This window comes from Psychrobacter sp. HD31, assembly GCF_051097895.1.
Taxonomy (GTDB): domain Bacteria; phylum Pseudomonadota; class Gammaproteobacteria; order Pseudomonadales; family Moraxellaceae; genus Psychrobacter.
In genome coordinates, this window is sequence record NZ_CP142525.1 from 1,692,424 (window position 1) to 1,706,732 (window position 14,309).

Here is a 14,309-nt window from a genome sequence, read left to right on the forward strand (position 1 = left end):
CGTTGTTTTTACCTTGCTAGTTTTTGTACTAATTTGGTTTTGGCATTTACCCATTCTTCTTTTGTCATGCTATACATAACCGTATCTCGTATCGTGCCATCACGCCTTAGGGTATGACCACGGATTGTACCGTCTTTTGTTGCCCCAAGTCTTTCTATTGCTTTTTGCGAGCGTATATTTAAGTTATCGGTTCGCCACCCAACCGTTTGCCAGCCTAAAGTTTCAAATGCATGAGTCAAAAGCAGTAATTTGCAGGTGGTGTTGACATGGCTACGCCAATAAGACTGACCATAAAATGTATAACCAATTTCTAACCTTTTTGGTTTTGGCAAAATATCATGATAACTGGTAGAGCCAATCAGCTTATTTGTGGTTTTATCAATAACTGCAAAAGCCAATCTGTCGTTGGTATTTAGTGCAGTGTTGATATAGCTTAGGCTATCCTCTGGTTTTGGAGCAGAGGTTACAATAAGCTCCCAGAGGCTACCATCAGTAACCAGCTCAGCTAAAGCATCGGCATGGGCTGTGGTTAATGGTTCTAATCTAATATGAGTATTTTGTAAGACGACGGGCGCGATCATGATAATGTCTCCTTTTTGACATTATCGTGCGTCTTTTGGTTATCTTCTATTTGGATAACTCTGTCTAACCAATTAAGTTGTTCGACTGCATGGGTAATCCAAATAACGGTTTTGCCTTCACTAACTTTGTTAAGCAAGGCATGGATACGTTCGGCAGTATCTGGGTCTAGGTGTTCGGTTGGTTCATCTAATAGCCATAACTGACTATCTCTTAATAGCAACTGCGCTAGCCCCAAACGCTGTTGCTGACCACCAGATAATCCACGCCCACGCTCGCCAAGTTGGGTGTTAATGCCATTGGGTAGGCGTTCAATTAACTCATATAAATCAACGGCTTTAAGTACTTCAATCAGCTCATCATCGCTTGCAGCAGGGTTAGCAAGGCGAAGGTTGTCAGCAATGCTCATGGGTAATAGGGCAACTTGTTGCGCCAAGTAACCAATATGCTGCCTAAAGTTTTGTATGTCTATTTGTTGATGGTCAACATCGTTAATAGTAATGAGACCTTCGTAATTTGCAAAACCCATTAAGGCTTGAATAAGGCTAGATTTTCCGCTGCCACTTTCACCAACCAAGGCAATGCGTTCACCTGATTTGATAGCAAAACTAATGGGTGCTAAACGTGTGCGGATAATGGGTTTAGGGTTTGTTTTTACGTTAGTTTTTTTGTTTTTTCGTTTGATTTTTTTGTTTGATTTTTTTGCGTCTTCATTTGCTAAGTTTTCAGGCTCAGGTAAATTTGTCTCTGGCAAAACAGTGCTGTAAATAGCTAAGTCAGTTAGCGCAATAGTTGGTGCTAGTTGGTAGTCGATAGATTGGTTTTGTGTTTGGTTATGTTGCTGTGTTTGTGCCAGCTCATCTGCTTTTTTTAGCAAGGGCAATAAACTTTGTACAGCGCCTTCAGCCTGCGATTGGGCATGGTAATCGGCACCAAGTTGTCGTAATGGCAAATAAAACTCGGGGGTTAATAGTAATATAAATAATGCCCCAAAATATTGTACAGGCACATGGCCTTTATCCCAAGGTAAAATGCCCATTAAACCAAAGCCTAAATAAACAGCGACTAAAGCAATGCAGAGTGCTGCTAAAAATTCAAGGACAGCACCATTTAAAAAGGCAATTTTTAGTACATCCATTGTACGGCGGCGGTACTGCTCACTTGCATGGTCTAGGTCGTCTTCGGCAATGTGAGTGGCTTGCATCCTTTTTAGTGTTGTCATGCCACGCACCCAATCTAAAAAACGACCACTTAGCTGTGAAAGTGCTAAAAATTGTTCGGCGCTTTTTCTAGCAGTCATGTTGCCGATTAAAATCATAAAGATAGGAACAAAAGGTGCGGTGACCAACAAAATGCCCGCGGCAAGTAAGCTTTGTGAGGCAACCGCTAACAACAATATAATCGGGGTACTGGCTGCGACTTTTTTTTGTACGCTAAAGCGGCTAATAAAGCCATCAAGTGCATCAGTTTGTTCAATCACTTGGCTAGAAATACTACCATCACTACCAAATTGGCTACGTGCTGCGCCTAAGGTTGCTAACGCTGTCATTAAACGTTTGCGCAGATCGGCTCGTACTGACAAACTTGCTTTACTACTAATCAGCTCTCGCACATATTGCAATAATGGGCGGAGGATAAAACAGGCAAGTAGCCAGCCAATCCATTGCCACAGTACATTAATATCTAATGGTTGCCCTGTAAACTGTTGGTTTAACCATTGACTAAAGATGTGCGCCAAGATCCAAGCCTGAAAAACAAAGACAAGCGTAGAAATCACCATTAATATCCACGCAATGCGTAGTTTAGGCTGTACTGGCCTGATTAGGCTATTTAAAAATTGTTTTTCGTTGTTAGAAAGCTTTGCCATAAAGTGGTGATGATTACAAGACTGAAATTAAAATGAACTTAATAAATAAATTTATTACTAAAGTCTGTCAATTTTAGCATGATTGCTAAAAACGCGTCATACTAAATCATTGATAAAGTGATTTTAGTTAAACAACCACATAAATTTTACAACATTATAGTTAATTTTTTTATATAATGTTAAAAAATATAATTTGAAGGTGTTTATCATGTGGGGTTTATTAGCAAAAATTCAAAAAAACTTAACAACAGCAATCCCTATACTTATGATTTTGGGGGTTATTACAGGGGCAATGGTAGATGCTTCGGTTTTAAAAAACTTAATTGTTCCGTTAACTTTGTTGATGGTATACCCCATGATGGTAAACCTAAAGTTTCAGGAGCTATATAAAATAAACGGCTTTAAACTACAGTTAAGTGCGCTCGGCATTAACTTTGTTTTAATACCAATGATAGCGGTTGTGTTAAATTGGCTATTTTTAAAGGATATGCCTTATGCTGCGCTTGGTTTGTTACTTGCGTCATTAGTCCCGACAAGTGGCATGACCATTTCTTGGACGGGTTTTGCAAAAGGTAATTTATCGGCAGCAATTAAAATGACAGTGATTGGGCTGATTGTTGGTTCATTATTAACACCAATTTATGCCAATGTGATTTTGGGGCAAAGTATCAGTATCCCGATGGGTAAAGTTTTTAAATCGATTGTTTTTGTGGTGTTTGTGCCAATGTTGCTTGGTTTTATAACCAAAAAATGGCTTGTAAGCCGCCATGGACTTGAATACTATCAAAAAAATCTGGCAAAAAAGTTTCCGCCAATCTCAACTTTAGGGGTATTGGGTATTGTTTTTGTCGCAATGGCACTAAATGCAAAATCTATTTTGGCAGATCCCACGTCATTGATTCAATATTTGATACCTTTAATCTTGTTGTATTTAATCAACTTTGCTATTAGTACGTTGCTTGGTAAGTTGTTTTTTGACCGTGGTGATGCGATTGCCTTGGTTTATGGCACAGTGATGAGAAATTTGTCTATTGCACTTGCAATTGCAATGACAGCATTTGGAGAAGAAGGTGCCCAAATAGCGATTATCATTGCTTTGGCGTATATCATCCAAGTACAGGCAGCCGCTTGGTATGTGAAATATACCGATAACGTGTTTGGGGTATATAAACCGCATTAATGACAAAAAAAGGATGGTATATGATTATTGTACTGACATCACAAAATAAAAAGCACATTACCGCCCATGCGGGTAAATGCCGAAAGTTTTGGCGATATGAGATAACAAACAATCAGGTTGTTACTCAGCAGTTGATTGAAGTTGCAAAAGAAGACAGCTTTAGTCAATCTGGTGCGGTATTAGAACAGCTCATGCCAATGGATTTATTTGTATCATCTGGTATGGGTGATGGGTTAAAAAATAGAATGCAGGCGTTTGACGTAGCGGTACAGCTGACTGAAATGGTAGAAGTTGATGTGTTTATACAAAACTTTTGTCAGCAAGAATAATACAGTTTTTAAACGATTAAGGAAATAAAAAATGGGGTTGGTATCTGTCATAAAAAATGGTATTTCAGCAATGCTAGCACGTGAACCCTTGCCAGAAAATGCGGTTTTGCTAGATGTACGCAATCATAAAGAGTTTGCAAAAGGTATTGTTGAAAATTCTATATGTATCCCTGTTGGTGAATTACAGGCTAAGCAAACGGAGCTGGTGCAGCAATGTAAGTTAGATACGCCGATTGTTGTTTATTGTGCTTCGGGTGGGCGTGCAGTTAGAGCAAAAAAGTTATTAATTAAGATGGGATACAAACAGGTGGTCAATGGTGGGGGTATTTATCATGTTGCAAAAAAGCTGAGCAAACCAATTGTGAGTTGCTAAGCAAACATGACGCGGGTTAAACAATTAATGTTGTAAAAATAATGATATAAAAACGCCAAACGATGGTTTGGCGTTTAGATTTGTGTGCTTACTGTGCTTTAAAGTCAATTAATTCTACAGTAAAAATAAGGGTGCTATTTGGCTGGATACCTGGTGCACCGTTTTCGCCATATGCTAAGTCAGATGGAATATAAAACTCATACTTTGAGCCTTTTGTCATTAACTGAACCCCTTCTGTCCAACCTGGGATAACTTGATTAAGCGGGAACTCAACCGGCTTGCCACGTTTGTATGAGCTATCAAACACAGTGCCATCTAGCAATTTGCCTTCATAATCTACCTTCACAATATCTGTTTTGCTAGGTTTACCACCTGAGCCTTCAGTCACCACTTTATATTGTAAACCAGAAGCCGTTGTTTTTATGCCGTCTTTACTTTTGTTTTCTGCTAAAAATTTTGCACCCGCTTCTTTATTGTCGCTTGCCATGGTTTGCAGTTCTTCAACCATTTGTTTTTGCTTGTCGGCTTCCCATTTGGTTAATACTTCTTGCATTTGCTCTTTGGTTAAAGCAGATTCTGTGCCTTCATAGCCATCTTTAAAGCCAACTTCAAAGGTTTTTAAATCTAAATCCGTAATGGTTTCTTTATTGCCTTCAGCCATCATATAGCCAATGCTGTAGCTAACCTTTTCATTGTCTGCGCTGCTTTCTGTAATCTTTTTGCCTGTTATTGCTTCACAACCTGATACAGCAAAAACGCTTGTAGCCAATGTCATTGCTAAAATTGATTTTTTTAAAATCATAGTCTTCTCTCTTTATAAAAAATAGGTGGTTAATATAAGTTATAGTCAATATGTCATATTAATATTTTAAAATTTGATTATCATCTTTAAGTGGTGATTAATCATTTTGCTTCAAGGGTCTATATTAAAAAAGGATACTTTTAACTGTTTAATATTTAAATATCGCCTTTAAGATAAGTAAGATGACATAGCAAAACATAGCCATCTTTTGGTATTTTTAACGTCTTAGCATACAATGTAGTAAATGTGTAAATTTATGTTAATATAATTACATATTTATACATTTATATTGCTTTAAGTTAAGGTTTCTAACTTTATTAACTGGATGTTTTGGGTTACAGTTAAAGTAATAGTTTTAATAAAACTAATCATTATTAAATGATGGAATAAAAATAGGGCAGTCATACTGGTAAGTATAGGTTAGCTGCTATTTAATTTAAATGTGAATTTAATTGGAGGATTCCATGAATATGAATAATATATTTGCATGGTTCAATCAGAATTTAAATGGCCCAGCAGGCTCGGTCATTGGTGCAATTTTGTTTTTTGTCATTGGTTGGATTATTGCCTTAATTTTGGCAGCAGTTGTACGTAAAATGCTTGGTAGTGTTAATGTTAACCAGCGTATGAACTCTGCGACAAATCAGCAATACGATATTGAAGGCATTGTTGCCAAGATTGTATTTTGGTTTGCCTTTATGCTTGCCATTGCAACGGCTCTAGAGCAACTAAACTTACAATCAATCTCTGCGCCATTTGCAAACATGATTAACCAAGTGTTGTCATTTGTACCAAGCATTATTGGTGCAGCGGCAATTGGCTTAATTGGTTGGGTTATTGCAACGGTTATCCGTAACCTAATTACGGTGGCGTTATCAAAAACAACAATGGATGAGAAGCTTACAGCACAAGCGGGCGTACAGCCAATGAGCAACACCATTGCTGATGTTATCTATTGGTTTATCCTTTTATTGGTACTTACTTTGGTACTAAACCAACTTGGTATGACCAGCCTACTTGAGCCGTTAAATGGCATGATTGCTAAGATTACTGGTTTCTTACCAAATGCTTTATTAGCTGCGTTCACCTTCTTTGTTGGTTATATTGCTGCTAAAATTTTACGTGGCATCACTACTAACTTAGTAGCGGCAACAAACGTACAGTCGCTTGTTTCTAAAGCGGGTGTGAGTGAAAAAACAAGCCTACCAAACTTAGCGGGTTCTGCTGTATTCTTAGTGGTTGTACTAACTGCGTTGGTCATGGCACTAAACACGCTTAAAGTTGACGTTATTGCGCGCCCAGCTACCAACATGATTGATAAAATGATGGGTGCAATCCCTAATATCTTGATGGCAGTTGTTGTGTTAACAGCGTTCTACTTCATTAGTAAACTAATTGCAGACCTAGTGAAAGGTTTATTGGTAAATACAGAAGTTAATAGCTTGCCTTCTAAACTTGGTATCATTTCTGACGATGAATGTAGCTGCCAGTTAACTGATTTGATTGGTAATGCGATTGTATTCTTTGCTATGCTGTTTGGTGTGATTTTGGCTGCTGATTTGCTAGGCTTTGATCAGATTAGTGAAATGGTTACTATGTTCATTAACTTTGGTGCAGATGTTATCCTTGGTGCAATCATCATGGTTATCGGCTTTTGGTTGGCTAACTTGGTTGCTGGTTTTGTTAGTAACTCTGAACAAGGCTCAACCTTCTTAGCAAACACAGTTCGTGTCCTTATCATGGGCTTGGTAATTGCGATGGGTCTTAAAGCAATGGGTATTGCAGACTCAATTGTAAACTTAGCATTTGGTTTAACACTTGGTGCGGTTGCAGTGGCATTTGCTTTATCGTTTGGTCTTGGTGGTCAAGAGGCAGCAGCTCGCTATCTTCGTAACCTACAAGATAAAATGGATAACGATAAGTAATTTGTATTGAGTTATTCAACGTAATCTAAAAGGGTAGTCGTAAGGCTACCCTTTTTATATGGTGCTAATAAAAAAGCTGAGCAAATGCTCAGCTTTTGGTGTTGTTTTAAGCTTATTTGTCAAGTAATGCCTGTGCAGAGCCTAAATCTAGTGTGCCTTCATAGATGGCTCGACCGGTAATAATACCTTCTAAATATTCTCCATAAGGTTTTAATAGTTTGATATCTTTCATATCAGTGACACCGCCAGAAGCAATCACGGGTATGCCACCTTCTTTAGCAAGGTTGATGGTTTGTTCAACATTCACGCCCTGCATCATCCCGTCTCTTGCTATGTCGGTATAAACAATAGATGACACACCAGCGTCAGCAAAACGTTTTGCAAGCTCAGTGGCTTTAGTATCGGTTACATTTGCCCAGCCATGAGTTGCTACCATGCCATCTTTGGCATCAATTCCTACAATGATATTGCCTTCAAACTCTTTACAGGCTTGTTCAACAAACTCGGGTTCTTCAACAGCTTTTGTACCAATAATAATATAAGTTAGCCCAGCTTCTAAATAGTGTTCTATCGTTTTAAGGTTGCGGATACCGCCACCTAACTGGATTGGCAATGTCGGGTGTTCTTTAGCAATATCAGTAACAACAGACTTATGTACAGGGATACCGTCAAAAGCACCATTTAGATCAACAAGGTGTAATCTGCGTGCACCTTCTTTAACCCAGCGGCTCGCCATGGCGACAGGATCATTTGAAAAAACGGTATCGTCTTCCATACGGCCCTGCTTGAGACGAACGCATTTGCCATCTTTTAAATCGATAGCTGGGATAATAACCGGACTAGATTGCATAATATTTCCTCAATATATGGACTATTGTTTATCATAACTTACATAAATGGTAGAAACGCGCAACAAACCCTACAAATTTTAGGAGTTTTGCCGTATAATGTTGGGCTAAATTGTATTTACGATTCTGGTAGCCAGTCGCCACTGTTTCATACATTCTTAATTGAGGGTTTAGTTTACCATTGCAAGAGCCGGTTAATAAACTTTTAGTTAATTGTTCTTTTTTATCATGTTTTGCTTGCCAAAATTTGGTAAAACGTAGCAATTGCGATAGTGCGTTTGGCGTATCTTTTCATTTGTTTGATAAAGTAAGTATGTGCTTATGATTAACATCAAGAAAGGGTTGGATCTGCCTATCGCTGGTGAGCCAAGTAACGAAGTTACTGAGCAAACACCAAGCCGTGTTGCATTAGTCGGTTACGATTATGTGGGCATGAAGCCAACCATGAAAGTTCAAGTCGGCGACGTCGTCGCAAAGGGACAACCTGTCTATGAAGACAAAAAGCGTGCAGGTGTTGTTTATACTGCCCCTGCTGCTGGTAAAGTTGTTGCTATTAACCGTGGTGAGCGTCGAGTATTCGAAAGCCTTGTCATCGAAGTTGATAACAACGGTCAAGAGGTTGTATTCAATCAATATGATAGCAGTCAGCTAGCAAACTTAGATGCGCAAACGGTTGAAGATCAGCTTAATAAAGCTGGTGAATGGACCGCCTTCCGTACTCGCCCATTTAGCCGCACACCTGAGCTTGGTTCTCGTCCTGCGGCAATATTTGTTACCGCAACAGATACCAATCCGCTAGCAGTTGATCCCATGTCTATGATTGCGCCAGAGCAACAGGCGTTTAATGATGGTTTGGCTGTTATCTCTACACTAACACCAAAAACGTATGTTTGCCATGAAGGCAATGCAAACCTGACAAAGGTTGAAAGTACGGCAGCAGATAATTCAACGGAATATCATGCGTTTTCTGGTAAGCACCCAGCAGGCAATGCTGGTACCCATATCCACTTTTTACACCCAGTTAGCCGCCATGTAACCGTTTGGACAATCGGTTATCAAGATGTTGTGGCGATTGGTAAGTTGTTTACAACGGGTCGCTTATATACCACACGTTTAATTAGCTTAGCAGGTCCAGCCGTTAATAACCCACAACTGGTTATCACAGAGCGTGGCGCAGATTTAACTGAAGCGACTAATGGACAGCTAAAAGCTGGCGAAAACCGTGTGATTTCTGGTTCTATTCTATCGGGTCGACAAGCAGCAGACAATGTTGCTTATTTGGGTCGTTTCCATAATCAAATCAGTGTGTTGTCAGAAGGTTATGAACGCCCAATGTTCCACTTCTTTAGATTAGGTTTAAACCGTTTTTCTAGCATGCCGGTCTATATTTCGCGCTTATTTGGTGGTAAGAAGTTTAACTTTACAACCTCTAGTAATGGTTCTCCTCGTGCGATGGTACCTATTGGCGCTTATGAAAACGTGATGCCACAAGATTACTTGCCAACACAATTATTAAAAGCGCTGATTGTAGAAGATATTGTAGAGGCGGTTGAATTAGGGGCTATGGAGCTAGATGAAGAAGATTTAGCATTATGCACCTTTGTATCACCAGGTAAATATGAGTTTGGCGACATTTTGCGTGATAACCTAACTCGTATTGAGATGGAGGGGTAAAGACGATGAAATTTTTAAATAATATATTTGATCGTATGGAACCTGCCTTCTCAAAAGGCGGTAAATACGAGAAGTACTTCGCACTATTCGAAATGTTTGACACTTTCGTACGTCAGCCAGGTACAACAACGCACAGTGCGGCACACGTCCGTGATGGTATTGATTTAAAACGTATTATGATTCTTGTGTGGATGTGTACGTTCCCAGCCATGTTTTTTGGCATGTGGAATGTGGGTCACCAAGCATTAACAGCAATGGCTCAGTTAGGTACTGAGGCAACAGGCTGGCGTACAATTGTTACCAACCTAGTTGGATATGATGCCAATAGTTTGTTGGCTTGTTTTGTTTATGGTGCCATGCAGTTTTTACCTATTTATGCTGTGACCTTTGCGGTCGGTATTTTGTGGGAAATCATTTTTGCGGTGGTACGTGGACATGAAGTGAACGAAGGTTTCTTTGTTACTTCGGTACTATTCGCATTAAGTTTACCGCCTGATATTCCATTATGGCAAGTTGCCTTAGGTGTCACCTTTGGTGTTGTGGTTGCTAAAGAAGTATTTGGTGGTACAGGTAAAAACTTCCTTAACCCTGCATTGGCTGGTCGTGCATTTTTGTACTTTTCATACCCAGCACAAATGTCTGGCGATAGCATTTGGACAGCAGCAGATGGTTTTTCTGGTGCAACGCCACTTGGTGAAGCCGCTGTTGGTGCCATACCGAGCGAGTTTTCGGTAACTTGGATGCAAGCATTTTTAGGCACTATGCAAGGTAGTATTGGCGAAGTATCTACTCTAGCCATTTTAATTGGTGCCGTTGGACTATTGATTACTCGCATTGCGTCATGGCGCATTATTGCTGGTAGTGTCGTAGGCTTAGTTGCAACCTCGTTAATCTTTAACATGATTGGTTCAGAAACCAACCAGTTAATGAACATGCCATTTTACTGGCATATGGTTTTAGGTGGCTTTGCATTTGGTGTTGTATTTATGGCAACGGATCCAGTATCAGCCGCTCAGACCAATAAAGGTCGTTGGTTTTATGGTATTTTAATTGGCTTTATGACAGTGTTGATTCGTGTAATTAACCCTGCATTCCCTGAAGGTATCATGCTGGCTATTCTATTCGCTAACCTTTTTGCCCCATTGTTTGATTACTTTGTTACCCAGGCAAATATTAAGCGTCAAAACGCAAGGAGAATGAGTCATGTCCAAGTCCAAAAGTAACAATATGAACACAGTTATTGTTGCATTAGCACTTTGCTTGGTTTGCTCAGTGTTAGTGTCGGCAGTAGCGGTTGGCTTAAAGCCACAACAGCTTGCTAATGCAGAATTAGATATTAATAAGAATATCATGGTTGCAGCGGGCGAGTTTGATCCAGCAACCGAAACAAATGAAGATGTTGCTAAAAAGTTTGAAGACTTTACCGTAAAACTAGTTGACCTAAAAGAAGGTACGTTTGCAGAGGAAGCTAAACTTAGTGAACTTGGCATTAATGCAGCTAGTTATAAAATGTCTGCTGCTGGTAAAGATGCTAATTTGAGTGATGACCTTGGTGATGCCGATAAAGCAGGCATTGGTCGTTTACCAAAATACGCTAAAGTTTATGTTAAAAAAGATGCCGAAGGTAAAACAGAATCAATTGTACTACCAATTTATGGTGCAGGACTTTGGGGTAAAATTTATGGTTTCTTAACACTTGAAGGTGACATTAATACGGTTAAAGGTATTAGTTTCTACGAGCATAAAGAAACCCCGGGCTTAGGTGCTTTGATTGAAAGTGATAAGTTCCGTGACCAGTTCCCTGGTATTCAGGCTTATGATGAGTCTGGCAATGTTGCAACGGCAGTTACTAAAGCTGGCTTGGCTAAAGAAAACCAAGTAGACGGTATTAGTGGTGCAACCTTAACCAGTAAAGGCGTTAATAATTTTGTTCAGTTTTGGTTATCTGATGCAGGCTATAAAAAGTTCTTAGATAACTTACGTGCTGGCGAAGCAGGGGAGGTGTAAGATGGCAGATTCTAAAAAAATCTTAACCACGCCAATTTTTGACAACAACCCAATTGCGTTGCAAATTTTGGGTATCTGTTCTGCCTTGGCGGTAACCACCAGCGTTAAAAATGCGTTGGTAATGTGTATTGCTTTAACGCTAGTAACTGCGTTTTCAAGCTTTTTTATCTCAATTATCCGTAACAAAATCCCATCAAGCATTCGTATTATTGTGCAAATGGTGATTATTGCTTCTTTGGTAATTATTGTTGACCAAATATTAAAAGCGGTTGCTTATGATGTAAGTAAGTCTTTATCGGTTTTTGTTGGTCTAATTATTACTAACTGTATCGTTATGGGTCGTGCTGAAGCCTTTGCAATGAGCAACCCACCTGTACCAAGCTTTTTAGATGGTATTGGTAACGGTTTAGGTTATTCGGCTGTATTATTATTTGTTGCGAGTATTCGTGAACTATTTGGTGCTGGCTCATGGTTTGGATTGCCATTACTGCAATCAGTAAATGATGGTGGTTGGTATGTGCCTAATGGTTTGCTATTGTTGCCACCATCTGCATTCTTTATTATTGCGCTGTTTATTGCGATTGTCCGCACAGTGAAGAAAGACCAAGTTGAAGATGCAGAATTTGTCATGAAACCTCAATCTAAAGGCATGACACATGGAGGAGGTCACTAATGGGACACTATATCAGTTTATTTATTACCTCAGTCTTCATTGAAAACATGGCACTTGCCTACTTCTTAGGTATGTGTACATTCCTTGCGGTATCTAAAAAAGTATCTACCGCAATTGGCTTGGGCATTGCAGTAATTGTTGTTATGGCAATTACGGTACCATTAAACAATTTACTGTATCAGTATCTATTAAAAGATGGTGCGTTGGCTTGGGCAGGTTTTTCTGATGTTGACTTGAGCTTTTTAGGCTTTTTAAGTTACATTGCTTTAATTGCGGCTACCGTACAAATCCTAGAAATGTTTTTGGATAAGTTTGTACCAGCTTTGTATAACGCTTTGGGCGTATTCTTACCACTTATTACAGTAAACTGTGCCATCATGGGTGGTGTATTGTTTATGGTAGAGCGTGACTACAACTTTACTGAGTCATTAACCTATGGTATTGGTTCTGGTTTTGGTTGGGCAATGGCAATTGCATTGCTAGCAGCTATCCGTGAAAAACTAAAGTATTCAGATATCCCTGGTCCATTGCGTGGCTTGGGTATCACATTTATTACTGTTGGCTTGATGTCACTGGGCTTTATGTCCTTTGGTGGCATGTCGATTTAACCATTTGGGGCTTAACGTTAAATTTACTTAAGCCTCTAACCAAATATAAGGAAAAAAATCATGTTTGGTACTGCAATAGGTGGTGTCGCCATGTTTACCCTGATTATCATGGGTTTGGTTGCCATTATTTTGGTAGCACGCTCAAGACTAGTCAGTACAGGTGATGTCACAATTAATATCAATGATAATCCTGAAAACAATGTTACTACCCCAGCTGGTGGTAAATTGCTTCAAACACTTGCTGGTGAAGGTATCTTCTTATCGTCTGCTTGTGGCGGTGGTGGTACTTGTGCTCAGTGTAAGTGTAAGGTCATCGAAGGTGGTGGCTCTATTTTACCAACTGAAGAAGGTCACTTCACTCAAGGTGAAATCCGTGATCACATGCGTTTGGCATGTCAGGTTGCTGTTAAGCAAGACATGAAAATCGAAATTGATCCAGAATTCTTTGATGTGAAAAAATGGGAATGTACCGTTGAATCTAATGACAACGTTGCAACCTTTATTAAAGAATTGGTACTACGTATCCCTGAAGGCGAATCAGTTGATTTCCGTGCTGGTGGTTATGTACAGTTAGAAGCCCCTGCTTACGAAGTTAACTATAAAGACTTCGATATTGGTGAAGAGTACCGTGGTGACTGGGAACAGTTTAATATGTTCCGTTACGTATCTAAAGTTGATGAGCCAGTTATCCGTGCTTATTCTATGGCTAACTATCCAGAAGAAAAAGGCATCATCAAATTTAATATTCGTATCGCTAGTCCCCCACCTCGTGGTCCTGAAGGTATTCCACCAGGTAAAATGTCTTCTTATGTCTTTAACCTTAAACCAGGTGACAAGATTACCGTATCTGGTCCTTATGGTGAGTTCTTTGCTAAAGAGACTAAAGCTGAGATGGTATTTATTGGTGGTGGTGCAGGTATGGCACCAATGCGCTCTCATATCTTTGACCAATTGAAACGTCTTAATTCTGATCGTAAAATTAGTTTCTGGTATGGTGCTCGTTCAGTTCGTGAAATGTTCTATGTTGAAGACTATGATGGCTTGGCTGAAGAGTTTGATAACTTTGAATGGCACGTTGCGCTGTCTGATCCACAAGAAGAAGACAACTGGAAAGTCAAAAAAGACATTAATGATGAAGAAGGCGACGGATTTGTTGGCTTTATTCACAATGTCTTATTAGAAGAGTACTTAGCAAACCATCCAGCACCAGAAGACTGTGAGTTTTACATGTGTGGACCTCCGATGATGAACGCTGCGGTTATCGATATGCTACATTCATTGGGTGTAGAAGATGAAAACATCTTACTTGATGACTTTGGTGGTTAAAATACATTATTAGTTTTAAAAAAAAGAGCCTTTGTTAAGGCTCTTTTTTTATGAGATACAGTGTTGTATTGGCAATATGCATCTTATGTTAATTAGCCAACTTTCTGATAACACCAGA

14 protein-coding genes are annotated in these 14,309 nt (G+C 39.4%); 10 read left to right on the forward strand and 4 right to left on the reverse strand.

From position 1 onward, the window contains the following. Positions 1-8: 8 nt before the first annotated feature. Both VH441_RS07560 and cydD read right to left on the reverse strand, forming a co-directional pair. Positions 9-581: a GNAT family N-acetyltransferase gene (locus VH441_RS07560; RefSeq protein ID WP_434353039.1), complete on the reverse strand. Its 573-nt coding sequence runs from the start codon at positions 579-581 to the stop codon at positions 9-11. Then, positions 578-2,446 (reverse strand): thiol reductant ABC exporter subunit CydD, encoded by a 1,869-nt coding sequence (gene cydD, locus VH441_RS07565; RefSeq protein ID WP_434353040.1) that lies wholly within the window; start codon positions 2,444-2,446, stop codon positions 578-580. The genes VH441_RS07560 and cydD overlap by 4 nt, the downstream gene beginning before the upstream one ends. Positions 2,447-2,654: 208 nt before the next feature. On the opposite strand from cydD, the gene VH441_RS07570 reads away from it, so the two are divergent. From VH441_RS07570 to VH441_RS07580, 3 genes are read left to right on the forward strand one after another with little or no spacing between them, the layout of a single operon-like run. Continuing rightward, positions 2,655-3,626, forward strand: a complete 972-nt coding sequence (locus tag VH441_RS07570; RefSeq protein WP_434353041.1) for an arsenic resistance protein — start codon at positions 2,655-2,657, stop codon at positions 3,624-3,626. Between the two features lie 20 nt (positions 3,627-3,646). After that, entirely contained in the window at positions 3,647-3,955 is a 309-nt protein-coding gene (locus tag VH441_RS07575; RefSeq protein WP_434353042.1) for a NifB/NifX family molybdenum-iron cluster-binding protein, read from the forward strand. Positions 3,956-3,986: 31 nt separating this feature from the next. Next, complete coding sequence (locus VH441_RS07580) at positions 3,987-4,328, forward strand: rhodanese-like domain-containing protein (RefSeq protein ID WP_434353043.1); 342 nt, start codon at positions 3,987-3,989, stop codon at positions 4,326-4,328. A gap of 88 nt (positions 4,329-4,416) precedes the next feature. Here the strand turns inward: VH441_RS07580 and VH441_RS07585 are convergent, their stop codons facing one another. Further along, complete coding sequence (locus VH441_RS07585) at positions 4,417-5,130, reverse strand: FKBP-type peptidyl-prolyl cis-trans isomerase (RefSeq protein WP_434353044.1); 714 nt, start codon at positions 5,128-5,130, stop codon at positions 4,417-4,419. Between the two features lie 464 nt (positions 5,131-5,594). On the opposite strand from VH441_RS07585, the gene VH441_RS07590 reads away from it, so the two are divergent. Beyond that, positions 5,595-7,055: a mechanosensitive ion channel gene (locus tag VH441_RS07590; RefSeq protein WP_434353045.1), complete on the forward strand. Its 1,461-nt coding sequence runs from the start codon at positions 5,595-5,597 to the stop codon at positions 7,053-7,055. A gap of 112 nt (positions 7,056-7,167) precedes the next feature. Here VH441_RS07590 and hisA read toward each other — a convergent pair whose 3' ends face one another. After that, on the reverse strand, positions 7,168-7,905 hold the full coding sequence (gene hisA / locus VH441_RS07595; protein ID WP_434353046.1) for a 1-(5-phosphoribosyl)-5-[(5-phosphoribosylamino)methylideneamino]imidazole-4-carboxamide isomerase: 738 nt from the start codon (positions 7,903-7,905) through the stop codon (positions 7,168-7,170). A gap of 319 nt (positions 7,906-8,224) precedes the next feature. On the opposite strand from hisA, the gene VH441_RS07600 reads away from it, so the two are divergent. Genes VH441_RS07600 through nqrF form a run of 6 tightly spaced genes read left to right on the forward strand, consistent with a single transcriptional unit; the run spans position 8,225 to position 14,191 of the window. Beyond that, positions 8,225-9,577, forward strand: coding sequence for a Na(+)-translocating NADH-quinone reductase subunit A (locus tag VH441_RS07600; RefSeq protein WP_434353047.1), 1,353 nt, complete (start codon positions 8,225-8,227; stop codon positions 9,575-9,577). A 5-nt stretch (positions 9,578-9,582) separates the two neighbouring features. Beyond that, positions 9,583-10,800, forward strand: a complete 1,218-nt coding sequence (locus tag VH441_RS07605; protein WP_434353048.1) for an NADH:ubiquinone reductase (Na(+)-transporting) subunit B — start codon at positions 9,583-9,585, stop codon at positions 10,798-10,800. Continuing rightward, positions 10,781-11,584, forward strand: a complete 804-nt coding sequence (locus VH441_RS07610) for a Na(+)-translocating NADH-quinone reductase subunit C (RefSeq protein ID WP_434353049.1) — start codon at positions 10,781-10,783, stop codon at positions 11,582-11,584. The genes VH441_RS07605 and VH441_RS07610 overlap by 20 nt, the downstream gene beginning before the upstream one ends. Before the next feature lies 1 nt (position 11,585). Further along, positions 11,586-12,257 (forward strand): NADH:ubiquinone reductase (Na(+)-transporting) subunit D, encoded by a 672-nt coding sequence (locus tag VH441_RS07615; protein ID WP_434353050.1) that lies wholly within the window; start codon positions 11,586-11,588, stop codon positions 12,255-12,257. After that, entirely contained in the window at positions 12,257-12,865 is a 609-nt protein-coding gene (nqrE, locus tag VH441_RS07620; RefSeq protein WP_434353051.1) for an NADH:ubiquinone reductase (Na(+)-transporting) subunit E, read from the forward strand. Before VH441_RS07615 ends, nqrE begins: the two co-directional genes overlap by 1 nt. A gap of 57 nt (positions 12,866-12,922) precedes the next feature. Then, positions 12,923-14,191, forward strand: a complete 1,269-nt coding sequence (nqrF, locus tag VH441_RS07625; protein WP_434354383.1) for an NADH:ubiquinone reductase (Na(+)-transporting) subunit F — start codon at positions 12,923-12,925, stop codon at positions 14,189-14,191. Positions 14,192-14,309: the final 118 nt, after the last annotated feature.

Bases quoted from the DNA above. Each gene is read 5' to 3' on its own strand.
- VH441_RS07560 (WP_434353039.1), bottom strand. From the start codon at position 581: ATGATCGCGCCCGTCGTCTTACAAAATACTCATATTAGATTAGAACCA.
- cydD (WP_434353040.1), bottom strand. From the start codon at position 2,446: ATGGCAAAGCTTTCTAACAACGAAAAACAATTTTTAAATAGCCTAATC.
- VH441_RS07570 (WP_434353041.1), top strand. From the start codon at position 2,655: ATGTGGGGTTTATTAGCAAAAATTCAAAAAAACTTAACAACAGCAATC.
- VH441_RS07575 (WP_434353042.1), top strand. From the start codon at position 3,647: ATGATTATTGTACTGACATCACAAAATAAAAAGCACATTACCGCCCAT.
- VH441_RS07580 (WP_434353043.1), top strand. From the start codon at position 3,987: ATGGGGTTGGTATCTGTCATAAAAAATGGTATTTCAGCAATGCTAGCA.
- VH441_RS07585 (WP_434353044.1), bottom strand. From the start codon at position 5,130: ATGATTTTAAAAAAATCAATTTTAGCAATGACATTGGCTACAAGCGTT.
- VH441_RS07590 (WP_434353045.1), top strand. From the start codon at position 5,595: ATGAATATGAATAATATATTTGCATGGTTCAATCAGAATTTAAATGGC.
- hisA (WP_434353046.1), bottom strand. From the start codon at position 7,905: ATGCAATCTAGTCCGGTTATTATCCCAGCTATCGATTTAAAAGATGGC.
- VH441_RS07600 (WP_434353047.1), top strand. From the start codon at position 8,225: ATGATTAACATCAAGAAAGGGTTGGATCTGCCTATCGCTGGTGAGCCA.
- VH441_RS07605 (WP_434353048.1), top strand. From the start codon at position 9,583: ATGAAATTTTTAAATAATATATTTGATCGTATGGAACCTGCCTTCTCA.
- VH441_RS07610 (WP_434353049.1), top strand. From the start codon at position 10,781: ATGTCCAAGTCCAAAAGTAACAATATGAACACAGTTATTGTTGCATTA.
- VH441_RS07615 (WP_434353050.1), top strand. From the start codon at position 11,586: ATGGCAGATTCTAAAAAAATCTTAACCACGCCAATTTTTGACAACAAC.
- nqrE (WP_434353051.1), top strand. From the start codon at position 12,257: ATGGGACACTATATCAGTTTATTTATTACCTCAGTCTTCATTGAAAAC.